Consider the following 23,190-nt stretch of genomic DNA (forward strand, 5'->3'; position numbering starts at 1 on the left):
CCCTACCTCCGCACGGTCTCTCGGGCGACGGTGAACTCGTCGAGGGCGACGGCGTCGATCTCGACGCCGATGCCGTGGCCCGTCGGGACGCGCACATGCCCGTCCTCGAGCACGGCGGGCTCGGTCACGATGTCGCGGGCGTAGAAGCGCGACGATGCCGAGACGTCGCCGGGCAGGGTGAAGCCCGGCAGCGCCGCGAGGGCCGCGTTCGCGGCGCGCCCGATGCCGGTCTCCAGCATCCCCCCGCACCACACGGGCACGCCCGCCCCGCGCGCGAGGTCGTGGATGCGCACCGCCTCGAGGTAGCCGCCGACCCGCCCCGCCTTGACGTTGATCACCGAGGCGGACCCGAGCGCGAGCGCGTCGGCCGCCGCCTTGACCGACACGATCGACTCGTCGAGGCACACCGGCGTGCGGAGCCGTCTTGCCAGGGTCGCGTGGTCGACGAGGTCGTCCTCCTGCAGCGGCTGCTCGATCAGCAGCAGCTCGAAACGGTCGAGCTGCTCGAGGGCCGCGACGTCGTCGAGGGTGTACGCGGAATTCGCGTCGACCTGCAGCGGGATGTCGCCGAAGGCGTCGCGGACGGCGCCCGTGTCCCCGACATCCCGGCCCGGCTTGATCTTGATCTTGATCCGCACGTACCCCTCGTCGAGGTAGCCGCCGACGGCATCCACGAGGGCGGCCGGGTCGCTCTGCAGTCCCACCGACACCCCCGATGGCACGCGGTCGCGCTCGGCGCCCAGGTAGTCGCCGAGCGAGCGGCCCCCCGTCCGGAGTGCCGCATCCAGCACGGCCAGCTCGAGGCCGGCCTTCGGCATCCGGTGTCCGACGAAGGGCGCGAGCGCCGGAGCCACATCCTCGGGGGCGACCTGCTCGCGCTTCAGCAGGGCCGGGATGAGGTAGCGGAGCGCGACATCCCACGAGGACTGCGTGTACTCGCTGGAGTACAGGGGCGCCGCACCGGTGACGCACTCTCCCCAGCCGTCGCCGTCGGCCGTCAGCGCCCGCATGACGATGACCTCGCGCACGTGCTCGGTGCCGAACGACGTCGTGAAAGGCGACAGGAGCGGGATCTGCAGCACGCGCAGTTCGAAACCGTCGAGTGCGATGGATGCCGCTGGCCGGGCGATGGGCATGCGCTCAGGCTAACCCCATGGTGTGGCGAGCGGGTCGGTCGGCCGCGCCGGGCGGAGGACGGCCGGTGAGGGCCACGGCAGCTCGTGCCGCTGCACGGGCATGTCGATCGCGCCGAAGTCATCGGTCTGCACGACGACCCGTTCGGGCGTGACCTCGACCATCCTCACCCTGAGCGGATCGCGGCCTTCGCGCTCCAGCATCCAGACGTCGGCGAGCCACGAGAGGCCCCTCGCCTCGAGCACCTCTTCGGCCTCCAGCCACTCGCGGGGCTCGGACGCGTCGTGGCCGAGAAGCGAGACGGGCACCCAGAGGTCGCCGTCGGGCCGGATCCACCCGATGAGCTCGCCGTCGTCGCGGCGGTGCGGGGTCCAGTCGGCGGGAATCGTCATCCCGGCACGATACCGTCGGCCGGCCGGTCACCGGTGGGCCGCGGCGTCACGAACTTCGGAGAGTGTCGTCAACTTCGGGCGAATCGGCGAGAAAGGGCCGCAGTGGGTGACTCTCTCCGAAGTTCGTGCAGGCGGAGGGGTGAGCTGGGGGTGGCGCCGCGTCACGAACTTCGGAGAATGTCGTCAACTTCGGGCGAATCGGCGAGAAAGGGCCGGAGTGAGTGATCCTCGCCGAAGCTCGTGCAGGCGGAGGGGTGAGGGCTAGGGGTCGATGCCATAGCGGCGGATGCTGGACCGGCGGCGTGCCGAGGGCGGCGACCGGGGCTCAGGCCGGCAGTTCGGCGAAGGCGCGCACCGGGAACGTCCCGAAGCCCTCGACCGCGGGAGGTGCGGCGGTGAATCTCGCACCGCGCGGCGGCAGGGCCCCGAGGTTCGTCAGGTGCTCGACCACATGGATGCCCGCGCCGAGCAGCAGCGTGTGGGCCGGACGCTCGCCGCCGGATTCCGTGTCGTCGATGTTCAGCGAGTCGATGCCGACCAGCGCCGCCCCGGCGTCGATCAGCCACCGAGCGCCCGCCTCGGTGAGGAAGGGCGACCCGGTCGCGTACTCGGGAGTGCCGAAGTGACGGTCCCACCCGGTGTGCAGCAGCACGGCCGCACCCCGGACGTCGCGGTCGGCGAGCGTCGCGGGGCGGATGCCGCGCTCCGCCGCGTCGGTGAGGTGGAACACCTCGGCCGGGAGCCCGACGAGGGTCTCGAGCGCGAGCCCGGCGAGGTCCGGACCCTCCGCGTACCGGTGGAACGGACTGTCGAGGTAGGTGCCGGTGTTGCCGACCATGGACAGGACGTCGATCGCGAACTCGGTTCCCGGGGCATACTTCGCGCGGGAGTCCTCACGTGTCAGATGCGGGGTGATCGTCGGGGCCGGCAGGCCCGGATAGGTCACGAGGCCCGCCCGGATCGGGTGGCTCAGGTCGACGACGCGGGTCGTGCGCGCCACCGGCACCTCGACATCCCGGCTGCCGCGGTGGGGCTCCTCGACGATCCGCAGCCCCGTGAGGCTCACCGTGTCGACGAGCGCGAGGCCGAGGTGTCGCACGAGCAGCAGTTCGAGCTCGGGTTCGGCGACGTCGGCCGATGGAACGTCGAGCCGGAACCCCTCGCCCGTCAGACCGCCGCCGTTCGCGAAGCGGAGAGTGAAGTCGAAGTGGGCGCGGTACTGCGCCGCGGCGCGGGAGTCGGACATTCCGCCAGCCTACGAGCGGCGGGCCCGTATCCACGGGAGGAGATCTGCCGTCCGGAGGAGGAATCCCGCCGTTCCGGCCCTCCCGACCGCGGATCTCCTCCCGAAGGCGCGTCGCCTCCCGACCGCGGATCTCCTCCCGAAGGCGCGTCGCCTCCCGAAGGCGGGTCGCCTCCCGAAGGCCGAAGAACAGGACTCAGCGCCGGACGAACAGATACCCCTGCGAGTCGTCGAACCCGCCGACGACGAGCCCGTGGGTCAGGTGGCCGAGGAACGCGTCCCGCACGCGTACGCGCCACTGCGCGGCATCCGCGGCGTTGTCCCGGCGCATCGTCTCGATGTCGTGCGGCACCGCGACGGTGGCGACCACCGACTCGGGCGCGGGTGTCGGCGCCGGAGGCGCGGCGAGCGCCCACGAGACCATCACCCGGTCGGACTCATCGCCGCTGTTGATGCCGTCATCCATCGGCCCGTACTGGTTGGGCAGGTACTCGGTCACGCGCGCGCCGAGGACGCGGAGGTTGAAGTGCGCGTTGCGGGCGACGAGGGGGTCGAAGGTCCAGGAGATGTGCCCGACGTCGCGGGCGAGCGCCCACTCGCGCTGGTGCTGCTTGAGCGCGCGGCCGATGCCGTGGCCCTGCAGGTCGGGATGCACCCCGGTGATGTGTGAGTGCATCGCACGCCGCGCCGGCGCCTCGAAGAAGGCGACGGATGCCCCCACCATCCGCTGCCCCTCGAACAGGCCGACCACGTAGTTGCCGGAGTGGGCGAGGGCCCGCAGCAGCGGCGCCGGCATCGTGTTGCGGTCGCCGCCCCAGACGTCGCGCAGCAGGTCGGATGCCTCCTGCATCTCGTCGACGGTGGTGAGGCTCCGGATGCTGGGCCCCGGCGCTGCAGGACCGCTGGTTGCCGCTTCGGCGGCGCTGCGGGGTTCGTGCTGATCGGCAACACCGGGCGCATCACTCATGGGTGAAGTCTGCCACCCGGCGTATGCAGCCCGCTCAGGCGCGGAAGAGGCTCCGAAGCCGCCGCCAGGGGCGCGGGCGGTCGGTGCCGCCGGGAATCGTCATGCCGGGTATCGTCCCGAGGTCGACCCACGTGTGCCCGCTGTCCATGCCGCTCGCGCCGAGCGTGACCGCGGTCGCGTGACCGACGGCGGACCCGGACGACCGTGCGCCGACAAGAGTGGATCTGTAGGTCATACGGTCACCGTCGCCCTTTCCTGCAGCGACAAGAAGAGGGTTGACAACGGCAGAGCCCGCGGTTTCCGGCCATCGCCCGCTCCTCGCCCACGGGCTGGGCCCGGTCCGACGGCCGAGCGCGCGCCGATAGCCTGAAGCGATGGGTTCCCGCGAAGAGGACGAAAGACGGCGCCTCACGCGGATGCCGCGGCAGGGCGCCATCATCGCCGTGCTCGCGTTCGCCGGCCTCGCCTCCTCGTTCATGTTCACGCTCGTCGTGCCGATCCAGGCGCAGCTGCCCGAGCTGCTGAACGCCAGTCGCGAGGACACCGCCTGGGTGGTGACCGCCACTCTCCTGGCCTCGGCGATCTTCACCCCCATCGCCGGCCGGCTCGGTGACATGTACGGCAAGCGCCGCATCGTGCTGCTGCTGCTCGCGCTGCTCGTGGTCGGCTCGATCATCGCGGCGTTCTCGACGAGCCTGCTCGGCATCATCGTCGGGCGCGCCCTGCAGGGCACCGTCACCGGCGTCGTGCCACTCGGCATCGCGATCCTGCGCGACGTGCTGCACACCAACCGGGTCAGCAGCGCGATCGCCCTGATCAGCGCGACCCTCGGGGTGGGCGGGGCGCTCGGGCTGCCGATCAGCGCCCTGGTCACCCAGTACGCGGACTGGCACCTGCTGTTCTGGCTGGCCGCCGCGCTCGGGGCCGTCTGCTTCGCGCTCGTGCTCTGGATCGTGCCGGTCAGCGTGCTGCGCACGCCGGGGCGCTACGACTACGTCGGCACGGCGGGACTCGCGATCGGGCTGACCGGCATCCTGCTCGCCATCTCCCGCGGCAACGAGTGGGGCTGGCTCTCCACGCCGACGCTCGCCCTCGGGCTCGGCGGCGTCCTCGTGCTGCTGGTGTGGGGCTGGTTCGAGCTGCGCATCGCAGAGCCGCTGCTCGACCTGCGGATCGCCGCCCGTCGACCCGTGCTGCTGACCAACCTCGCCTCGATCGGGATGGGGTTCGCGCTGTTCTCCTCGAACGTGGTCTTCCCGCAGATCCTCGAGCTTCCGCTCGAGACCGGAGCCGGCTTCGGCCTGTCGCTCATCGCGGCCAGTCTCATCGTGATGCCTGCCGGCCTCGTGATGATGGTGCTGTCACCGGTGTCGGGCCGCCTGTCTCGCGTCGTCGGGCCTCGCGTGCTGCTGATCATGGGCGCGGCCGCCCTCGTCGCCGCCTACGCGTTCGTGCTGATCGCGAGCAGCGAGGTGTGGCACATCTTCGTCTCGAATCTGCTCATCGGCGTGGGCATCGGGTTCGGGTTCGCCGCCATGCCGATGCTCATCATGCGGTCGGTCCCCCAGAACGAGACGGGTGCCTCCAACGGGCTCAACGCGCTGTTCCGGTCGCTCGGCACGAGCACGGCGGCGGCGGTGATGGGTGCCGTGCTCGCTTCGTCGTCCACCGTGCAGGACGGCATGCAGATCCCCTCGGCGGCCGGATTCCAGCTGACCTACCTGCTCGCCGGCGCAGGGGCGCTGACCGCGCTGGTGCTCGCGCTCCTCATCCCGGCGCACCGCGCGCCGGGTGAGCGGCATCCGTCGCTGCCGGAGTAGCTCCCCGCAGCGCTACCAGCTCACCGGCTTCGTCGGCGCGGCCAGCCAGACGTCGAAGAAGGCGTCGAGCTGCTGGCCCGAAACCGACTCGGACAGCGCGATGAAGTCGTCTGTGGATGCCGTGCCGCCGCCGAACTCGGTGACCCACGTCTTCGCGAGAGCGAAGAACGCGTCGTCGCCGATCTCGCCTCGCAGGGCGTGCAGCGTCGCCGCACCCCGGTCGTAGACGGCACCGGAGAAGATGCCGAACGGCCCTGGGTCCCGCACAACGGTCTCCCAGAATTCGTCGTCGGCGGGAATGGCCAGCACCTCCTGGAAGGATTCCTCGGCGGTGGCACGGCCCCGATCCTCGCTCCAGAGCCACTCGGAGTAGGTCGCCCAGCCCTCGTTGAGCCAGATGTCCGACCAGCGCTCGGGGCTGACGTGGTTGCCCATCCACTGGTGGGAGAGCTCGTGGGCGACGGTTCCCTCGCGGGCAACGCGAGAGAAGAACGAGCGCGTCTGCGTCTCGAGCGCGTAGCCCACCGAATCGTCGTCGACGATCGCGCCGTAGGCGATGAAGGGATACGGGCCGTACCGCTCCTCGAAGAAGGTGAGCATCTCTCCTGTCAGCGCCAGCGATGCTTCGGTCGTGGCCAGGTTGTCGGCGGTGAGGTCGTCATCGAGAGCGTCGATGATCGGAGTGCCGTTGGCCGCCGTGTACTGCGACAAGGCGAAGTCGCCGACGGTCGCGGTCGCGAGGTAGGCCGCCATCGGGTCGGGCGCATCCCACAGCCACGTGGTGCGGCCGGCAGAGGTCTCGGACCCCTGCAGGAGTCCGTTCGCCACGGCCACGAGCCCCTCGGGCACGGTGATCTCGAACGAGTACGACGCCTTGTCGGTGGGGTGGTCGTTCGCCGGGAACCACGTCGATGCGCCGTCGGGTTCATTGACGACCATCGCGCCATCGGCTGTTGTGACCCAGCCGTACAGCGCACCCTCGATGTCTTCCGGCCGGGTCGTCGTGCCGCCGTAGGTCACGACGACCTCGGTCTGTGCGCCGGCCTTCAGCTTCGGGCGCGGGCTGACGACGAGTTCTTGGTCGTCTTGCGAGAACGCCATGGCCTTGCCACCGACGACGACCTGGGTGGCGGTCAGCCCACGAAGGTCGAGGTTGAAGCTGCGGAGATCCTGGGTCGCGACCAGGTCGATCGTCGCCACGCCCTGCAGCTCGCCGGTCAGCGGCGCCCCGGCAGCCGGTGGTGTGTAGTCGAGGTCGAGATCGTAGTGCAGCACGTCGATCCCGCCATTGCCGGCGAGGGGGAAGTACGGGTCGCCCACCCCTGCCGTCCCGGGGCCGTACCGCGGTGTGCCGGGGTTGCCGGGTGCAGCGTGTGCGGCGGGTGCGATGCACAGCGAGGCGACCAGGACGCTCGCGGCGGCGAGCGGGATCTTCAGCGGTGCGGGGCGTCGAGCGGGCATGCAGGCCTCCAGCGGTCTCGGTTCCCCCAGGCTAGACGGCGGTTCCGGGCAGCGCCATGGTTGGCCCAGGGGGTCGTGCCCGAGCCCGGCGAGCACTACCCTGACCGCATGGACGAGACGCACGACGGCTCGGAGCCGGCGCCGGTCGCACCCCCCACCTCGGACACGGATGCCCCCCGCACCCGCGCGGATGCTCGTGCGGCCACCATCAGCGCGGCACCGGTCCTCGGTCAGCCAGGCCATCCCGGCGACCGCGATACCCGGTTCTTCGGGCAGCCGTGGGCGCTGGCGCACGTGTTCGGCGTCGAGATGTGGGAGCGCTTCAGCTTCTACGGGATGCAGGGCATCCTCCTCATCTACCTCTATTACTCCGTCGCCGAGGGCGGCCTCGCGATGGACGAGACCACCGCGGCCGGGATCGTCGGGGCCTATGGCGGCGCCGTCTACCTGTCCACGATCGTCGGGGCGTGGCTGGCCGACCGCATGTTCGGCTCGGAGCGCGTGCTGTTCGTCAGCGCCGTCGTGATCATGGCGGGTCACATCTCGCTCGCCATCCTGCCCGGTTTCACGGGCGTCGGGGTCGGCCTCGTGCTCGTAGCCCTCGGATCCGGCGGGTTGAAGGCCAACGCGACCTCCGTGGTCGGCACCCTGTACACCCCCGAGGACCCGCGCCGCGATGCCGGGTTCTCGCTGTTCTACCTGGGCATCAACCTCGGAGCCTTCCTCGGTCCGATCCTGACGGGCCTGCTGCAGTCGGCCCTCGGCTTCCACTGGGGTTTCGCGATCGCCGCGGTCGGGATGGGCATCGGACTGCTGCAGTACTCGTTCGGACGCAAGGACCTGCCGGCCGAGTCGCGGGTGGTGCGCAATCCGCTGCCCCGGTCCCGCTACGGCCTGTTCATCGGCCTGGCGGTCGCAGGCATCGCGCTCATCGCGGTGCTGATCCTCGTCGGAGTCATCCGCGCCGACAACCTGTCGGCCGTCGTCATCGTGACCGTGCTCGGCTCGACGATCGCCTACTTCTCCGTCATCCTCTCGAGCAAGCGGATCACTCCCACCGAGCGCTCGCGCGTCTTCGGGTTCATCCCGCTCTTCATCGTGAGCGTCGGATTCTGGTCGCTGTACCAGCAGCAGTTCACGGTGCTCACCATCTACTCCGACAAGAAGCTCAACCGCGACCTGTTCGGCTGGGAGATGCCGGTGTCGTGGGTGCAGTCCATCAACCCGGTGTTCATCATCGTGCTCTCCGGAGTCTTCGCCGCACTGTGGACGAAGCTCGGCACGCGTCAGCCCTCGACCCCGGTGAAGTTCGCGCTCGGCACGATGATCATGGGGCTCGCGTTCCTGCTGTTCATCCCGTTCGCCGGCGGCGGGGCGAACTCGACGCCGCTGCTCGCGATAGTGCTCATCCTCTTCGTGTTCACCGTCGCGGAGCTGCTGCTCTCACCGGTCGGCCTCTCGGTCACCACGAAGCTCGCGCCGGAGGCATTCCACACCCAGATGGTCGCCCTGTTCTTCCTGTCGGTCGCGCTCGGCACGGCGATCTCCGGATGGCTGGCCCAGTTCTTCGACGTCGACAACGAGCTGCCCTACTTCGCGATCCTCGGCCTGATCGCGATCGGGATCGGCGCCGCCCTGCTCTTCGCGGTCAAGCCCGTGCTGAGGCTGATGGCAGGGGTGCGGTAGCACCTCGGGGGTTTGGGGCGGAGCCCCATTGAGGGGAGGGTGCGCTAGCACCTCGGGGGTTTGGGGCGGAGCCCCATTGAGGGGGGGTGCGGTAGCCAGTTCCACCCGGTGCGTGCTGCGCCCGGCATCCAGCGGCAGCTCGCCCTCCGGCGTGCGGAGGGTCGCGGTCACCCCGTGGGGCACCTCGACGGTGACGGATGCCGCGTCTCCCGCCCGCGTCCACTCCACCGCGAGCGGGCCGTAGGGGGTGCCCACGGAGGCGCGCACCGCGTCGACCCCCGCGTCGAAGTCGGGCTGCAGGACCGCGGTCCGGTAGCCGGGTGAGGTCGGGCGGATGCCGGCTACCCAGCGATACAGCCAGTCGTCGATGCTCCCCGGCGCATAGTGGTTGAACGACATGGGCCGGATCTCACCGTCGGGGGCGATCGCGTCCCACGCCTCCCAGATCGTTGTCGCGCCTCGGTCCACCTCATAGAGCCATGAGGGCATCTCGGATTGCCACAGGAGGGCGCGCGCCACCTCCGGATAGCCGGAGTCGCAGAGCACGTCGAGCAGGTGCGGGGTCGAGAGGAACCCGGTGTCGAGGCGATCGCCCCGGTCGCGGATCAGCTCGACGAGCCGCGCCGCCGTGCGCGCGCGTCGTTCGCCCGGCACCATGCCGAAGGCGAGCGCGAGCACGTAGACCCCCTGAAGGCGCACCGGCAGGTCGCCGTGCTCGTCGACGTACTCCGCCGCGAAGGCGGCGCGCAGGTCGGCCGCCCTGGTGGCGAAGCCTGCGGCATCCGCGTCCCGGCCCAACACGGACGCGACACGCGAGGCGATCGCGAGCGTCTGCGCCTGGAACATCGGCGCGATGTATTCGCTCGTGAGCGCCGGTGCGATGCCGATGGCCTCGTGCGTCGGCTTGCCCTCCATGGTGCTCGGCGTCAGCCAATCGCCGAAGTGCGAGCCCGTGTTGTAGAGCAGGGCCTGGGCGCGGAGACGCTCCTCGGGCAGATCCGCGCCCACGAGGGCGTCGGGCAGTTCGGATGCCGCGATGCGGTGCTGGTACTCGATCCAGCGCAGCATCGCGTCGTAGTTCTCCTCGAGCACATGACGATCGCCGTACCGCTCGAACAGCGTCCACGGCACGATCGCGATCGCGTCGCTCCAGCCGGCCGCGGCCACGATGGCGCCGATCCCCTGGGCGCTCGCCGCAGCCTCCGCGTCGAAGGGGGAACGGGGCGAGAAGATCGGGATGCGGCCGTCCGGCAGCTGATCCGCTCGGAGGTTCTCGAGCCACCGCGAGAGGAACGGAACGATCTGCGCGTTGTTGGCGGCCGCCCCGACGAACGCCTGGAGGTCACCGGCCCAGCCGGCGCGCTCGCGCTGCGGGCAGTCCGTCGGGATGGAGAGGAAGTTGCCGCGCTGGCTCCACACCACGTTCTCGTGCAGGCGGTTCAGGCGCTCGTCGGAGGTGAAGAACGACCCGGTCTCCTCCAGGTCGCTCGCCAGCACGACGGCGGTGACGTCCTCCGGCTGGAGCGGAGCGCTGAGTCCGCTGATCCGCGCGTACCGGAACCCGTGGAAGGTGAACTCCGGCTCCCAGGTCTCAGCGTCGCCTTCGGCGCCCCCGCCGGCCGCGACGTAGACGTCAGCCTGCTCCTTGTTGATCCCGGTGATGTTCGCGAACCACGTGCCGTCGGCCGCGAGGGTCTCGGTGTGCTCGATCATCACCCGCTGACCCGGGGTCGTGTCGCGCAACCGGAGGCGCACCCGACCGACCAGTACCTGGCCGAAATCCACGATCGCTCCCTCGGCGGTTGCGGTGATCTGTGCCGGCGCCAAGTCGTTCACTCGACGGACGGGCTCGCCGGTGAAGGGACGCAGCAGGCTGTGGTCGCGGCCGACGTCGGCCACCGGCGTCCACTCGCGGTCGTCGAAGCCGGCGCGATCCCAGCCGACGGGCATCGCCCGGCGGTCGAACTGCTCGCCGATGAAGAGGTCGGCGTACGCCCACGGGCCGGGCGCGCTCCGCGCGTCGGTCCCGGATGCCACGACCTCGGTCGTTCCGTCGGCGTAGTCGAGCTGCAGCTGCCAGATCGCGGAGGTCCGGGTGCCGAACTGGGCACTCGAACCCGTGAGGCCGAGCCGGCCGGCCCACCAGCCGTCGGCGAGTGCGATCCCGAGCACATTCTCGCCCTCGGTGAGCGCCTGGGTCACGTCGTAGCACTGCACCGAGATGCGGTGTTCGTAGCTGTCGGACCCCGGCGCGAGCACTTGGTCATCGGCTCGACGGCCGTTTACGAAGGCGGAGTAGACGCCACGGGCGGTGGCGTAGAGGCGGGCGCGCGCGAGCCGCCTCGGCACGACGAACGACTGGCGGATCAGCTGCGGCGGGCGCAGCCGCTCCTCCGGCGGACTGTCGGGGCCGAGGCCGCGGATCCAGTCGAGGATGCTCCAGCGCTCGACGACGGCATCCTGCTGGGTCGGCTCGACCCACGCGGCGACCCAGTCGGCCGCGTCCAGCAAGGCGGTCTCGAACGTGGATGTCGCCCACTCGGTCCAATTTCCGTCGACTCCGCCGGCAGCCCGGCTGCGCACGCGCCAGCTGCAGGCCGAGTTCGAGCCGAGAGACTTGCCGGCGTAGGGCACCAGCGATGTCTCCGCGCCGGCGACCGTTCCGCTGCGCCAGACCGAGCGGCCGTCCGCGGTGGACACCTCCAGCTCGTACGCATCCTGCGCGTGATCGGCGATCCACGAGAAGCGGGGCACTCGCACGCCGATGCCGATCGGCGCGCGAAGATACTCGACCCTGAGGGCCCGGCATCCACTCGCCGTCGATTCGGGGGCGGTCATCGAGCGTCCTCCCGGTGGTGAGACTCGCGTTCGTGCAGTCGCAGCTTCGCGAGGAAATCGCCCCACAGCAGCCGCATGTCGATGTCGCTGACCGTTCGGCGAAACGGCTCGCCGGTACTCGTCTGCCCGCGTTCGGATGACGGAGGTCCGAACGTCGCGTCGAGCCCGACGAGGGCGGCCAGCGCGCTGTCGCCCAGAGTGATCGCCCCGTGCAGGGTCACGAAGTGCGGCACGTCGAGAAGGCGGTCCGCGAGCCACGCTCCGAGAAAGGATCCGTGGGCCAGGTCGTACTTGACCTCGGCAAGGGAGATCCGGAGGCGCTCGTACGTCTCGCGCGGCACCTGCACGACAGGGATGGACGATGCGAGCACGAAGGCTGCGGCCGCGGCATCCGTATCGCGGTTGTATTCGGGGGAAGCGCCGTCGCCCGAAGATGCGGCGCCGCTGCCTCCGATCCACGCCAAGGTCGCGCGTTCGCAGATGCGCGGCTCCAGCGTGATCGCGGCGGCGATGTTCGTGAGCGGACCGCCGCACAGGATCGCCAGCGGGACATCGCCATCGGCCATGCAGGTCTTGACGATCGCTTGGGCGGCGGCGGAGGGTTCCGCGCCCGACCCGAACGCCTCGGCGCCCACGACGATGTCCGGGCCCTCCATCGACAGCACCTCGAGCAGCGCGTGCGCTTCCCGCCCGCCCAGGGCCGCGGTGGACGTGGGATCGACTCCCACGAGCCCCGCGAGACCCGGATCGACCGGCGTGCAGCTGATCAGCTCGACGCGGACGTCATCCGTGAGCAGCACGTGGGCGAGCGAGACGAGCCCGTCCGGGTCGCCGGCGAAGTCGTTGTCGACGATCGCTCGCCAGCGGGTGGCGGCCATGTGGACTCCTTTGTGTCGTTCGACGCTTCGACAGGCTCAGCGACCGGGTTTCCGCTCAGCGACCGGGTTTCCGCTCAGCGACCGGGTTCAGCTCAGCGACCGGGTTCGGCTCAGCGACCGGGTTCGGCTCAGCGACCGGGTTCAGCTCAGCGACCGGGTTTCCGCTCAGCGACCGGGTTCGGCGGGTGAATCGGGTGGTGAGGGTGCCGATGCCCTCGATTTCACTGAAGAGCACGTCCTCGGGCCCGAGGAAGCGCGGCGGCGTGCGACGGTTGCCGATGCCCGCCGGGGTGCCCGAGAAGATGATGTCGCCCGGCAGCAGTCGGCAGACGGCGGAGAGGCGCACGAGCAGCTCCGGCACGTCGTAGAGCATCATCGACGTGCGCGAGGACTGCATCTGCTCCCCGGACAGGGTGCAGGAGATGGCGAGGTCGTCGCGGTCGGCGAACTCGTCGGGCGTCACGAGCCAGGGCCCGGTGGGGCCGAAGCCCGGGAACGACTTGCCGAGGCTGAACTGGGGCGCAGAGCCCTGCAGCTGCGTGATGCGCTCGGAGAGGTCCTGGCCGATGGTCAGGCCGGCGACGTGGTCCCACGCGCTGTCACGGTCGAGCTTGTGCCCTTCGCGGCCGATCACGACGACGAGCTCGACCTCCCAGTCGACGTTGCCGTCGGGGAGCTCGATGACCTCGTCCTGCCCGACGATGCTCGTCGGGAACTTGGTGAAGGTGACCGGCATCGCATCCGGCGGGTATCCCGCCTCCGCCGCGTGCTCGGCATAGTTGAGGCCGATGGCGAAGACCTGCCGGGGACGCGGGACGGGCGCGCGCAGAGCGGATTCGTCGAGGGGTGCGGACGGCCCATCCGGAACCTGCCCCGCCCACGCGGCGAAAGCATCCCACTCGTCGAACAGCGCCTGCGGATCAGGCCCGAAACGGCCGTTCGACGCACGCTCCACGTCCACCGCGCCGGCTCCCGAGGCTGTCGCCCCGCCGGTCCCTGAGCCCGTCGAAGGGGTGACCACGACGGCGCGCCCCGCCAGGTTGGCGAGCCTCACCAGTCCACCCGCTCCGGCGCCGGCTCGCCGTAGGCGTCCTGCCAGCTGACCACGTGGTTGCGGAGCGTGCCGATGCCGGTGATCTCGGCCTCGATCTGGTCGCCGGGGTTCAGGTAGAAGTCGAACGGGTTCGGCTGCACAGCGGCGACGCCCGAGATCGTGCCCGTCGTGATGATGTCGCCCGCGCTGTAGATCTGCGGCGAGTGGTATGCCACCAGGTGCGGGAAGCTGATGCGCGTCTGGTTCGTGTTGCCCTGCTGGCGCACCTCGCCGTTGACGCGCAGCTGCATCGGCAGCTCGTGCATGTCGGGCACCTCGTCGGCGGTGACGATCCACGGGCCGATGGGGCAGAACGTGTCGATGCCCTTGCTGAAGGAGAAGACCCCCGACTCCATCTCCTTGCGCTGGATGTCGCGCGCCGTGATGTCGTTGAACACGGTGAAGCCGGCGATGTAGTCCTGCGCCTCGTCCGGACCGAAGAACTTGCCGGGCTTGCCGATGATGATGGCGAGCTCGAGCTCGTAGTCGAGTTCCTTGGTGAGGCTCTCCGGGTACACGATGGCGTCGTCCGGGCCGATGATCGCGTCGACGTTCTGGAAGAACACGATGCCCTTGTGCACCGGATGCGACCAGTCGACCGCGGCGAGCTCGTTGTGGTGGTCGGCGAAGTTGCCCGCCGTGTGGAAGAACTTCTTGGGGCGGATCGGCGCCTCGAGCTTCACGTCGGAGAAGGCGAGGCGCTCGCCGGTCTCGCCGACCTCGCCGCCCCGCTCGAAGTACTCGCGGGTCGAGGGCACGTCGAGTTCGATGACCATGCCCTCCTCGAGTTCGAGCCGGCCGACGCGTCCGCCGTCGAAAGTGATGAGCTTCATGTGTCTATTCCTCCTGTGTTTTCGGTCCCTGAGCCCGTCGAAGGGTCACGCGCCGACCATGTTGAAGCCGCCGTCGGCGAGCATGTAGGAGCCGGTCAGGTGCGCGGCCTCGTCGGTCGCGAGCCACAGGCAGGTTCCGGCGACGAATTCGGGAGGCGGGATGACGCCCATCGGCGTCTGCGACAGCAGCACCTCCCGACGGCCGCTCTTCCAGTCCTCGCGGTTCAGAAGGCGTTCGGTCTCCAGGAAGCCCGGCGCGAACGTGTTGACGCGCACCGTCGGCGCGAAGGCCTTGGCGTACGACTTCGTGATGCCGAGGATGGCGTACTTCGCGGCGGCGTACTGCGGCGCCCGCGCGCTGCCCCGGACGATGACCGTCGACCCGACCTGCACGATGCTGCCGTGCCCCTGCTCCAGCATCCGGGCGCCGAACTCGTGGGTCATGAGCAGCGTGCCCTTGACGTCGATGTCGATGACCGCGTCGAGCGCCTCCTGCGTCAGCTCCTGCCACGACATCTGCTCGCTCGACACGTCGCCGACGTTGTTGATGAGCACGTCGAGCGTGCCGAACGCCTCGAACACCTCATCCGCCATCTTGTTGATCGCGTCCCACGAGCCGATGTCGGCCTGCACCAGGATGCCGTCGCTGCCGGCATCCCGGATGCGCTGCAGGGTGGCCTCGGCGCCCGCCTTCGACGACCGGTAGTGCACGGCGACCTTCGCGCCCTCCTGGCCCGCGCGCACCGCGATCTCGGCGCCGAAGCCGGTGCCGGCGCCGGTGACGAGCACGGTCTTGCCGGCGAAGCGGGGATAGATGTCTGCCATGGTGATCTCCTTTTCCACCCCTCGACTCCTCGACCCTTCGACCCTTCGACAAGCTCAGGGTTCAGGGCTCGGGCGCGGGGAACTGCGTGTGTCAGACCAGCGTGCGTCCGCCGTCGATGTACATCACGTGTCCCGTGATGAAACCGGCGTGACGCGAAGAGAGGAACAGCGCCGGACCGGTGAGTTCGTCGGGGGTTCCCAGCCGTCCGGCGGGGACGAGGTTTTCCAGCTCCTCGCGCTTGCCGGGCTTGGACAGGTGGTCGGCGGTGAGCGGCGTCTCGATGTAGCCGGGCGCGAGGGCGTTGACGGTGACACCCGCCGATGCCCACTCCCGCGCCATGACGCGCAGGAGCTGGTTGATGCCGCCCTTCGAGGCGGCGTAGGGGCCGTGCGAGTGATGGGCGAGCAGCCCGGAAACGCTCGAGAGCGCGAGCACCCGGCCGTGGCCCTGCTCGACCATGTGGCGGCCGGCGGCCTGCGCGAGGCCGAAGAGCGAGGAGAGGTTGACGCGCAGGATCATGTCCCACTCGTCCTCGGTGAAGTCGAGGATCGGCCGGCGGTCATTGATGCCGACCGCATGCAGCAGGACGTCGAGGCCACCCAGGCGCTCGACGGTCTCGGCGACGACGCGGCCGCCGGCCCCGTGCTCGGTGAGATCGGCCTGAATCAGCGCATGGGGGGCCGCCATCGCGCTCAGGTCGGCGCCGATCGCGTCGAGTGCGCGGGCGTCGCGATCGACGACGGCGACGGATGCCCCGGCTCCGGCGAACGCGAGCACGCACGCGCCGCCGATCCCGCCGGCGCCGGCGATGAGCACCCGGGCGCCCTCGAGACCGAGCCAGCCGGTGTCGGCCTCGGTCGATGCCCCGGGTGCGGCGTCGATGGTGTTCGGGACCGTCATGGGCGCCTCCTCACGTGGTCGGTGTATTCATTGAATGAAATCTGCTTTCGCTCAATGAATCTAGCGGACGCTGAGGGCCGGTGTCAACGCGGCCGGCGCTCCCGCGACAGCATCGGCGAGCAGCGCGAGAGTCGCTTCGGCCGCCGGATCGCCCAGCTCGTTCAGGAAGCCGTGCAGCGCGCCGCGGAGCCGCACGAGCCGGACGTCGACGCCGGCCAGCGCCAACTCGGCCGCGAACGCTTCGCCGGAGGCGCGCAGGCGATCCCGGTCAGCGGTCACGATCAGGGTCGGAGCCAAGCCGGTCATGTCGTGTCCGCCCGGGAAGGCATACGGTTCGATCGCGTGTGCCTGGCGGGGGTCGCCGCCACCGAGATAGTTGCGGTTGATGGCGTCCGTTGACTCCGGCGGGAAGGTGAGTGAGTGCGGGAGCCCCGCGAGCAGCGCCACGAGCTCCTCGCTCGCCGGCGGCAGCGGGGCATGCAGCACCGGGTACACGAGGGCGAGGGCGCTCGGCACAGCAGCTGCGCCGTCTGCCGACGCCCGGTCGCGGAGCCGTACTCCGGCCCCGGCGGCGAGGTTCCCTCCGGCGCTCGCCCCGCCGAGGGCCACCCGCCCCGGTGATCCGCCGAAGCGCCCGGCGTTCTGCACCGCCCAGTCGAAAGCGGCGACAGTCTGGAGGGACGCCACGGGATAGGCCGCACGCGGGCCGGCGGCATCCATCTCGGCCTTCATCTGCTCGGGGGTGGGCATCCCCTCACGAGGCTCGGGCGGGCCGAGTGCGTCGAGCGCGTCGAGCGGCGCGAGCGTGTAGTCGACCGACACGACGGTCGTGCCGGCGGCGCTGAGCCGCCGACCGACCTGGTCGGCCTCGGGCATGTCGAGCGTGCCGAACATGAAGGCCCCGCCATGGAGCCAGACCAGCACGCCGCCTGTCGGCTCGGGCGCCGGGTAGACACGCAGGCGGAAGTCGAACTCCGCGGCGGTGAGGGCGACATCGTGGATCTCGGCCATGCTGGTCCTCCAATGGTTCGTGCGGGTCGTGCGGTCAGCCCGGTTCGTGCGGTCGGCCCGGCTCCTGCGGTTCGCTCTATTCGCTAAGCAAAAGTAACTTTTACTGATTGAATCAGATTCACACCCACTGGCCTAGGAGGAATTCCATGGCAGCTTCTCTCCAGCCGCGCATCCAGCCGAGGCCGCCCGCCGCGCTGAACTCCGACCAGCGCGCGCTGTATGACGCGATCGTGGGCGGCCCGCGCGCCCAGGGGCCGCAGCATTTCGCGCTGACCGCCGAGGACGGCTCACTGCGGGGACCCTTCGATGCGCTGCTGCTGTCGCCCGCCGTGGGCGCCGCCCTGCAGCACCTCGGCGCCGCGATCCGGTACCGCACACACCTCACCGATCGCGCGCGGGAGATCGCCATCCTCTTGGTGGCCGCACGGTGGCACAGCGTTTTCGAGCGCGAGGCACACGAGGCCATCGGCAGAGCGGTGGGCCTCACCGAGGCGGAACTGAGCGCGATCCGGACGGAGGACCTGTCATCGTTCGAGGGCGACGAGGCGGTCGTCGGCCACACCGTGGTGGCGCTGCTCGACGGCGATCTCGATGACGTGCGCTGGGCGGAGGCATCCAGCACTCTCGGCGATGCCGTCGTGTTCGAACTGACCTCGCTCGTCGGGTACTACTCCACGCTGGCACTTCAGCTGCGGGTGTTCCGTGTCGGCGGGTGAAATTGCGGGCCGCACGAGGCTGAGATACGTTTCCACTCTATGAAAGCCGACGACAGAGCCGAGGTCGCAAAGCCCGGCAGCCGCTATCGCATCGAGGCCCTCGCCAAGGGTCTCGACGTGCTGAGGCTCTTCGACGAGTCGGTGACCTCGCTCAAGCTCCGAGAGATCTGCGATCGCACCGGCATCCCGATGCCGACGGCGTTTCGCGTGGTGGCCACGCTCGAGGAAGGTGGGTACCTCGAGCGCCTGCCCGACGGAAGCATCCGCCCGGGAGTCGCGGTCCTGCTCCTCGGCTCGGCCGCCCTGCGAGGGTCTAGCATCGTGCAGCTGAGTGAACAGCCGCTGCGCCACCTGGCCGAGGAGTCGGGTGAGACGGTCAATCTCGGAGTGCTCGTCGGCGATCAGGTGCTGTACCTCGCGCGGCTGCGGAACTCGGATCTCGTCACCGCGAACATTCAGGTCGGCTCGACCTTGCCGGCCGCTTACACGTCGATGGGCAAGCTGCTGCTCGCATACCTCAGCGACGACGAACTCCGGGCGACGCTGGCGAACCATGATTTCGGGGCGGATGCCGGACCCAACGCCGCGAGGTCGCTCAAAGATCTGCGCGAGCGCCTGGAAGCGATCCGCGAGCAGGGCTATTCCCTGCAGGATCAGGAAGTGGCCGCGGGTCTGCGTTCGGTGTCGGTGCCCGTGTTCGGCCGCGACGAGAGAAAGCCGGCCGCGGCGATCAACATCGCCGTCGCGTCCTCCCGGCACGATGTGGCGTCACTGCGCGGACCGCTGCTGAAGCGCCTGCGGGCGACGGCCGACGAGATCTCGCGGCTGCTGCGCGCCACCTGAGCGGCGCGACCACACTCCGGTCCCCGAGCGAGGAGCGCCGCGACGAGACGAAGGGCGCTCAGCGACCGGTAGGAGCCAGCGGCGAGCCCCGGTCCCCGAGCGCAGAGCGCAGCGACGAGACGAAGGGCGCCAACTCGATCCGGGTTGATTCGGGCATTGTGCCGACTCGCGCGCGGGCTAGCCTGCCTCCTGTCGCCAAGATTGTTAACGATCGTACGAACAAGATCGGCGCCACTGCGGGGGAGACCAACCGAGCGCGAAGGAGCGTCAATGAATCGGATACGGAGGCTCGCCGCGACAGTCGCGGTCGGAGCGGTCACGATCGCATCACTGGTTGCCGGAGGCGGTGCCGCCGCGGCGGCACCGACCCGCTGGGGACCCCCGGAACTCGGCCCGCGGGTCTGTTCGGTGCTGAAGTACATCAAGATCCCTCAGCAGCTGATCGGACTGCCGACGGGCGGCGCGGCGGTCGAGTCGGCGACCTGGAATGCCGGGGGCTATTGCAGCGTCGTCGGCTGGATCTGGCCGAAGAACGCCGGGGCTCCCGGCATGCAATTTCAAGTGAACCTGCCGAAGGACTGGAACGGCCGCGCACTGCAGTTCGGCGGTGGCGGGTACGACGGAAGCCTCGTCACGGGGCTCGGTCAGTACTCGGCACAGCCGGTCGGTGAACCCGCTCCCATCGACCAGGGCTACGTCACTCTCGGCAGCGACGGGGGTCACCAGGGCGGACCCGGCTTCGATGGCACGTTCGGGCTCAACGACGAAGCGCTCCTGAACTACGGCCAGCAGTCGGTGAAGAAGGCGCACGACGCGGCGATGGTTCTCATCGCCGCGGCCTATTGGAAGAAGCCGTCGTACTTCTACTTCGCCGGCGGCTCGCAGGGCGGCCACGAGGCGCTCGACGCGGCGGCGCGGTATCCGAAGGACTATGACGGCGTCATCGCGAACTACCCCGCGTACAACGTCACGATGATGCACGAGGGGGCGGTGAACTTCCGCGACGCGCTGTACGGCAACGGCGGAGCCGGATGGCTGAGCCCCGCGAAGACGAAGCTCATCACCGACACGGTGTACGCCACGTGCGACGGGCTCGACGGCGCGGACGATCAGGTCATCAGCAACGTGTCCGGCTGCAACGACGCCTTCGACGTCACGGTGCTCAGGTGTCCGAGCGGTGCCGACGAGGGCGACTCGTGTCTCTCGGATGCCCAACTCGCATCGGCGGTGAAGATCGCCACCGACTACGACCTCGGCTTCGAGATCGCGGGCAACAGCGTCTTCGCGAAGAGCGCGCTGTTCGAGGGCGCGCTCTATCAGGGCTTCGCCGGCTTCGGAACCGATCCGGTGCCGTCGAACCCCATCGACGGCTCCGAGGCGCTGCAGTACATCATCCTCGACCAGACGTCCAAGTACATCGTCACCCGCGATCCGTCGCTGGACACGATGGCGTTCGACCCGGCGGATTGGGCCGACCGCATCCAGGAGGTCGGAAAGATCATGGACGTCACGGATGTGAGCCTCGAGCCGTTCCGGGCGCGCGGAGGGAAGATCCTGCTCACGCACGGCACAGCGGACGACTTCATCACGCCGCACAACACCATCCAGTACTACGAGCGGCAGGTGGCCGCATTCGGCGAGGAGAAGCTGGACTCGTTCCTCCGCTTCTACGAGGTTCCCGGCTGGGGTCATGGCCAGGGGCCGTTCAACGCGAAGTACGACGGGCTCGGCACCCTCACGGCGTGGGTCGAGGACGATGTCGCCCCGACGGGTCTCGTCGCCTTCGACGCCAATGAGGGAGCGAACCGGTCCCGGCCGATGTGCGAGTACCCGTCCTGGCCGCAGTACACCGGGTCGGGATCGATCGCGGATGCCGCGTCGTTCCAGTGCGTGACGGGCTGAGCCGCTGAGCGTCGACTCCTGAGCGCGAAGCGAGGCGGGGCGCGGACCGGCTTCACGAGGTCGGGTCACCGCGCTTCGTCTCGCTGGCGCTCGCTCAGCGACCGGGGCCGGGACAGAACCGCCTTTCGATCCCTGAGCGAGCGAAGCGAGACGAAGAGTCGCTCAGCGACCGGGAAAGCGCGATCGACAGAACACCGGGCGGGTCAGGACGTGACGCGGCGAGCGAAGGCGAGCGCGCGGTCGAGGAGACCGAGGCGGTCGACATCCTCGCCCTGCCACATATGGCCGGCGCCCGGGACGAGCTCGAGCTCGACCGGCACCCCGGCCGCTGCCAGCGCGCCGGCGAGCAGCTCGCTCTGCTCCGGCGGGACCGCGGAATCGGCGAGCCCGTGCGCGAGGTGGAACGGCGGCGCGTCCGCGTGCACCTGCAGCGCAGGACTCGCGGCGCGGGCCCGCGCGGCATCATCGCCCGCCGGCACGCCGAGCCACTCCGCCTCGCGCGACGCGGGACCGTGGACATTGCCGAGCTGCTCGCCCATCGCGACGAGCTCGGACGGCCCGTACCAGTCGATGACACCTCGAACACCGGCATCCGGTCTCAGTCCGACGAGAGCCGCGAGCGTCCCACCGGCGGACTCCCCCCACAGCACGATGCGCGATGTGTCCGCGCCGAACTCGTGGGCGCGCTCGGCGAGCCACGCCAGAGCCGCCGCGACGTCATCCTGTTGAGCGGGCGAGTTCGCCTCAGCGCTCAGCCGGTAGTCGACCGACGCGACCGTGAACCCGGCCGCGACGATACGACCGAACGGATCGTCATCGGCCATGGTCGGGCAGAACATCCGCCGGCTGCCGATGCGCCATCCGCCGCCATGCACGAAGACGATCAGCGGCGACCCGACCGGCGCGAGGTGCAGATCGAGGCTCAGCGGGCGAAAGCCCACCGGCTCGGCGAAGACGAGATCGCGGAGCACTGTGCGGCCATCGTCCGACCCTCCGGCCGCCGCCGGAGCGGATTCAGTCGTCAAGGAACTTGTAGTCGGGGCGGAAGACCGTGCCGTACAGCTCGCCGGCGGCACGCATCTGGTCGTACGTGGGGATGTAGAACTCGTCGGGCGAGGGGATGCCGGGCTTCGTCGTCGGCCGTCCCATCGCGTGGAAGAACCGGCCGAAGCCGCCCGAGCTCACGCCCATGATCTTCGAGTTCGACGACTCGAGCCGGAAGGCGTGGATGGTGCCCTTCGGCACGTAGCCGAACCCGCCCGGGGTCAGCACGCGGTCGCTCTTGGAGCCCTGCTCGTCGTCCATCCAGAGGTGCACGGCACCGTCGACGACGTAGAAGATCTCGTGCGTGTAGGGGTGGATGTGGGCGGGAATGATCTGTCCCTGGTTGCCCTCGCACGTGAAGACGTCGAACTGTCCCTCGGTCTCGTCGCCGGTCAGGAGGATGTCGAACAGCGTGTCGAAGACGACGCTCTTCTCGCCCTCCCCGTCGTCGAGGTAGAACGGCTTGGGCGCTCCCGGAAGGATGCCGGCGTGCGTGGGGTGAAGCTCTTGCTTCGGCGACTCCAGTGTCATTTCTGCCTACCTCCGCGTAAGTCTGGGTGGTCTCAGTCTGCGCGCGGGTGACACCACGGGCCAGTTCGAGCTACCTACTCGGCGTTAGCCGGAGACTAAGATCAGGCCATGGATGTCCCCATCCACGTGATCAGATATTTCTGCGTGCTCGCCGAGGAGCTGCACTTCGGTCGCGCGGCTGAGCGACTGAGCATCACGCCCCCCTCTTTGAGCCAGCAGATCAGCCGGCTGGAGCAGCAGCTCGACGTGAAGCTGTTCGACCGAAGCCCCCGAAAGGTCGAGCTCACCACGTACGGACGCGAACTGCTGCCCCTCGCCCGGCGTGTGCAGGACGACCACGATCAGCTGCTCAGCTGGGGTCGATCGGTTCAGCGTGATCGGAATGCGCCGGTGCTGCGGGTGGGCGTCGTTGCGGCGGGCGCGGGGACGCTCACGACCGCCGCCATCGCGGCGACGATGCAGGCCATCCCGCAGGCCCGGATCGAGATGCGCCGGCTCGGGTTCTTCGACGTGGCCGAGGAGCTCGAGGGCGGACGCGTGGACGTGGTCTTCGCCCCGTGGCCGATGCGGCTGCCGCCGCGGGTGCGTGCGGAACCCCTGTGGCGGGAAGCGCGCGTGCTCGTCGTCCGGGCCGACCACCCGCTCGTCGGGCGGGAGTCGATCTCGATCCTCGACACGAACGACGAGGTCTTCGTCGCAGTCGCGAAGGGCGTGCCAGAGGTCGTCGACTGGTGGATCGTGGACCCGCGTCCGGATGGATCGCGCCCGAAGCGCGGCCCGACCGCCGACAGCGTCGAGGGTCTGCTCGAGCTCGTGGCAGCGGGAGCCGGCGTCAATATCGCGGGTCAGTCGGCCAGTTCGCACTATCGGCGCGACGAGCTGGCCTTCATCCCGATCCACGACATCGAGCCGGCGACGATCGTGCTCTGCAGTCTCACCGACAGCCGCAACCCGATGGTCAACGCGTTTCGTGAGACGGCGCAGTCGCTGTCTCCCCTGGTGGCGGCGCCGACGTTCCACTGACGCGCGCACGAACTTCGGAGAATGTCGCGAAGTTCGGCCCCTCTCGGGC

General features: G+C 69.7%; 20 protein-coding genes and 1 pseudogene. 6 read left to right on the forward strand and 15 right to left on the reverse strand.

Features of this window, described 5'->3' with window-relative positions; translation table 11 throughout:
* Positions 1-2: 2 nt before the first annotated feature.
* The 5 genes from menC to ACPW96_RS12440 form a co-directional block, all read right to left on the reverse strand.
* The gene (gene menC, locus ACPW96_RS12420; protein WP_425883431.1) at positions 3-1,136 is read right to left on the reverse strand and encodes an o-succinylbenzoate synthase; all 1,134 of its coding nucleotides are present in this window, start codon (positions 1,134-1,136) and stop codon (positions 3-5) included.
* Between the two features lie 9 nt (positions 1,137-1,145).
* On the reverse strand, positions 1,146-1,526 hold the full coding sequence (locus ACPW96_RS12425) for a hypothetical protein (protein WP_425821196.1): 381 nt from the start codon (positions 1,524-1,526) through the stop codon (positions 1,146-1,148).
* Between the two features lie 325 nt (positions 1,527-1,851).
* On the reverse strand, positions 1,852-2,772 hold the full coding sequence (locus tag ACPW96_RS12430) for a cyclase family protein (protein WP_425883433.1): 921 nt from the start codon (positions 2,770-2,772) through the stop codon (positions 1,852-1,854).
* A 193-nt stretch (positions 2,773-2,965) separates the two neighbouring features.
* Positions 2,966-3,736, reverse strand: a complete 771-nt coding sequence (locus ACPW96_RS12435; protein ID WP_425883434.1) for a GNAT family N-acetyltransferase — start codon at positions 3,734-3,736, stop codon at positions 2,966-2,968.
* Positions 3,737-3,770: 34 nt separating this feature from the next.
* On the reverse strand, positions 3,771-3,971 hold the full coding sequence (locus ACPW96_RS12440) for a hypothetical protein (RefSeq protein WP_425883436.1): 201 nt from the start codon (positions 3,969-3,971) through the stop codon (positions 3,771-3,773).
* Between the two features lie 139 nt (positions 3,972-4,110).
* On the opposite strand from ACPW96_RS12440, the gene ACPW96_RS12445 reads away from it, so the two are divergent.
* Positions 4,111-5,556 (forward strand): MFS transporter, encoded by a 1,446-nt coding sequence (locus ACPW96_RS12445; RefSeq protein ID WP_425883438.1) that lies wholly within the window; start codon positions 4,111-4,113, stop codon positions 5,554-5,556.
* A 12-nt stretch (positions 5,557-5,568) separates the two neighbouring features.
* Here the strand turns inward: ACPW96_RS12445 and ACPW96_RS12450 are convergent, their stop codons facing one another.
* Positions 5,569-7,017, reverse strand: a complete 1,449-nt coding sequence (locus ACPW96_RS12450; protein ID WP_425883440.1) for a M1 family metallopeptidase — start codon at positions 7,015-7,017, stop codon at positions 5,569-5,571.
* Positions 7,018-7,125: 108 nt separating this feature from the next.
* Between ACPW96_RS12450 and ACPW96_RS12455 the strand changes: the two genes are divergently transcribed.
* Positions 7,126-8,703, forward strand: a complete 1,578-nt coding sequence (locus tag ACPW96_RS12455; protein WP_425883442.1) for a peptide MFS transporter — start codon at positions 7,126-7,128, stop codon at positions 8,701-8,703.
* A 147-nt stretch (positions 8,704-8,850) separates the two neighbouring features.
* On the opposite strand, the pseudogene ACPW96_RS12460 reads toward ACPW96_RS12455, so the two are convergent.
* From ACPW96_RS12460 to ACPW96_RS12490, 7 genes and pseudogenes are all read right to left on the reverse strand, one after another.
* A pseudogene (locus tag ACPW96_RS12460) lies at positions 8,851-11,541 on the reverse strand (family 78 glycoside hydrolase catalytic domain); the annotation flags it as partial.
* Entirely contained in the window at positions 11,538-12,419 is an 882-nt protein-coding gene (locus tag ACPW96_RS12465; protein WP_425883443.1) for a nucleoside hydrolase, read from the reverse strand. The pseudogene ACPW96_RS12460 and the gene ACPW96_RS12465, both read right to left, overlap by 4 nt.
* Before the next feature lie 55 nt (positions 12,420-12,474).
* On the reverse strand, positions 12,475-13,473 hold the full coding sequence (locus ACPW96_RS12470; RefSeq protein WP_425883445.1) for a fumarylacetoacetate hydrolase family protein: 999 nt from the start codon (positions 13,471-13,473) through the stop codon (positions 12,475-12,477).
* The gene (locus ACPW96_RS12475; RefSeq protein ID WP_425883447.1) at positions 13,470-14,345 is read right to left on the reverse strand and encodes a fumarylacetoacetate hydrolase family protein; all 876 of its coding nucleotides are present in this window, start codon (positions 14,343-14,345) and stop codon (positions 13,470-13,472) included. Before ACPW96_RS12475 ends, ACPW96_RS12470 begins: the two co-directional genes overlap by 4 nt.
* 45 nt (positions 14,346-14,390) lie before the next feature.
* Positions 14,391-15,170 (reverse strand): SDR family NAD(P)-dependent oxidoreductase, encoded by a 780-nt coding sequence (locus tag ACPW96_RS12480; RefSeq protein WP_425883449.1) that lies wholly within the window; start codon positions 15,168-15,170, stop codon positions 14,391-14,393.
* Positions 15,171-15,261: 91 nt separating this feature from the next.
* Positions 15,262-16,071, reverse strand: a complete 810-nt coding sequence (locus ACPW96_RS12485; protein WP_425883450.1) for an SDR family NAD(P)-dependent oxidoreductase — start codon at positions 16,069-16,071, stop codon at positions 15,262-15,264.
* A 60-nt stretch (positions 16,072-16,131) separates the two neighbouring features.
* The gene (locus ACPW96_RS12490; protein WP_425821206.1) at positions 16,132-17,082 is read right to left on the reverse strand and encodes an alpha/beta hydrolase fold domain-containing protein; all 951 of its coding nucleotides are present in this window, start codon (positions 17,080-17,082) and stop codon (positions 16,132-16,134) included.
* A 146-nt stretch (positions 17,083-17,228) separates the two neighbouring features.
* Here ACPW96_RS12490 and ACPW96_RS12495 point away from each other — a divergent pair, with 146 nt between their 5' ends.
* The 3 genes from ACPW96_RS12495 to ACPW96_RS12505 all read left to right on the forward strand — a co-directional run bounded on the left by ACPW96_RS12495 (position 17,229) and on the right by ACPW96_RS12505 (position 20,543).
* Positions 17,229-17,798, forward strand: coding sequence for a carboxymuconolactone decarboxylase family protein (locus ACPW96_RS12495; RefSeq protein ID WP_425883452.1), 570 nt, complete (start codon positions 17,229-17,231; stop codon positions 17,796-17,798).
* Between the two features lie 39 nt (positions 17,799-17,837).
* On the forward strand, positions 17,838-18,641 hold the full coding sequence (locus ACPW96_RS12500; RefSeq protein WP_425821208.1) for an IclR family transcriptional regulator: 804 nt from the start codon (positions 17,838-17,840) through the stop codon (positions 18,639-18,641).
* Positions 18,642-18,911: 270 nt separating this feature from the next.
* On the forward strand, positions 18,912-20,543 hold the full coding sequence (locus ACPW96_RS12505) for a tannase/feruloyl esterase family alpha/beta hydrolase (protein ID WP_425883454.1): 1,632 nt from the start codon (positions 18,912-18,914) through the stop codon (positions 20,541-20,543).
* A 203-nt stretch (positions 20,544-20,746) separates the two neighbouring features.
* Here the strand turns inward: ACPW96_RS12505 and ACPW96_RS12510 are convergent, their stop codons facing one another.
* Positions 20,747-21,568, reverse strand: a complete 822-nt coding sequence (locus tag ACPW96_RS12510; RefSeq protein WP_425883456.1) for an alpha/beta hydrolase fold domain-containing protein — start codon at positions 21,566-21,568, stop codon at positions 20,747-20,749.
* A complete protein-coding gene (locus ACPW96_RS12515) occupies positions 21,558-22,118 on the reverse strand; it encodes a quercetin 2,3-dioxygenase (protein WP_425821210.1) in 561 nt (186 codons plus the stop codon). The genes ACPW96_RS12510 and ACPW96_RS12515 overlap by 11 nt, the downstream gene beginning before the upstream one ends.
* A 108-nt stretch (positions 22,119-22,226) precedes the next feature.
* Here ACPW96_RS12515 and ACPW96_RS12520 point away from each other — a divergent pair, with 108 nt between their 5' ends.
* Positions 22,227-23,141 carry a LysR family transcriptional regulator gene (locus tag ACPW96_RS12520; RefSeq protein WP_425821211.1) on the forward strand — a complete coding sequence of 305 codons (915 nt, stop codon included), beginning with the start codon at positions 22,227-22,229 and terminating at the stop codon, positions 23,139-23,141.
* The last annotated feature ends 49 nt before the right edge of the window (positions 23,142-23,190 follow it).

This window comes from Micromonospora sp. DT81.3 (assembly GCF_049847225.1).
Lineage (GTDB): Bacteria > Actinomycetota > Actinomycetes > Actinomycetales > Microbacteriaceae > Microbacterium.

Bases quoted from the DNA above. Each gene is read 5' to 3' on its own strand.
- menC (WP_425883431.1), bottom strand. From the start codon at position 1,136: ATGCCCATCGCCCGGCCAGCGGCATCCATCGCACTCGACGGTTTCGAA.
- ACPW96_RS12425 (WP_425821196.1), bottom strand. From the start codon at position 1,526: ATGACGATTCCCGCCGACTGGACCCCGCACCGCCGCGACGACGGCGAG.
- ACPW96_RS12430 (WP_425883433.1), bottom strand. From the start codon at position 2,772: ATGTCCGACTCCCGCGCCGCGGCGCAGTACCGCGCCCACTTCGACTTC.
- ACPW96_RS12435 (WP_425883434.1), bottom strand. From the start codon at position 3,736: ATGAGTGATGCGCCCGGTGTTGCCGATCAGCACGAACCCCGCAGCGCC.
- ACPW96_RS12440 (WP_425883436.1), bottom strand. From the start codon at position 3,971: ATGACCTACAGATCCACTCTTGTCGGCGCACGGTCGTCCGGGTCCGCC.
- ACPW96_RS12445 (WP_425883438.1), top strand. From the start codon at position 4,111: ATGGGTTCCCGCGAAGAGGACGAAAGACGGCGCCTCACGCGGATGCCG.
- ACPW96_RS12450 (WP_425883440.1), bottom strand. From the start codon at position 7,017: ATGCCCGCTCGACGCCCCGCACCGCTGAAGATCCCGCTCGCCGCCGCG.
- ACPW96_RS12455 (WP_425883442.1), top strand. From the start codon at position 7,126: ATGGACGAGACGCACGACGGCTCGGAGCCGGCGCCGGTCGCACCCCCC.
- ACPW96_RS12465 (WP_425883443.1), bottom strand. From the start codon at position 12,419: ATGGCCGCCACCCGCTGGCGAGCGATCGTCGACAACGACTTCGCCGGC.
- ACPW96_RS12475 (WP_425883447.1), bottom strand. From the start codon at position 14,345: ATGAAGCTCATCACTTTCGACGGCGGACGCGTCGGCCGGCTCGAACTC.
- ACPW96_RS12480 (WP_425883449.1), bottom strand. From the start codon at position 15,170: ATGGCAGACATCTATCCCCGCTTCGCCGGCAAGACCGTGCTCGTCACC.
- ACPW96_RS12485 (WP_425883450.1), bottom strand. From the start codon at position 16,071: ATGACGGTCCCGAACACCATCGACGCCGCACCCGGGGCATCGACCGAG.
- ACPW96_RS12490 (WP_425821206.1), bottom strand. From the start codon at position 17,082: ATGGCCGAGATCCACGATGTCGCCCTCACCGCCGCGGAGTTCGACTTC.
- ACPW96_RS12495 (WP_425883452.1), top strand. From the start codon at position 17,229: ATGGCAGCTTCTCTCCAGCCGCGCATCCAGCCGAGGCCGCCCGCCGCG.
- ACPW96_RS12500 (WP_425821208.1), top strand. From the start codon at position 17,838: ATGAAAGCCGACGACAGAGCCGAGGTCGCAAAGCCCGGCAGCCGCTAT.
- ACPW96_RS12505 (WP_425883454.1), top strand. From the start codon at position 18,912: ATGAATCGGATACGGAGGCTCGCCGCGACAGTCGCGGTCGGAGCGGTC.
- ACPW96_RS12515 (WP_425821210.1), bottom strand. From the start codon at position 22,118: ATGACACTGGAGTCGCCGAAGCAAGAGCTTCACCCCACGCACGCCGGC.
- ACPW96_RS12520 (WP_425821211.1), top strand. From the start codon at position 22,227: ATGGATGTCCCCATCCACGTGATCAGATATTTCTGCGTGCTCGCCGAG.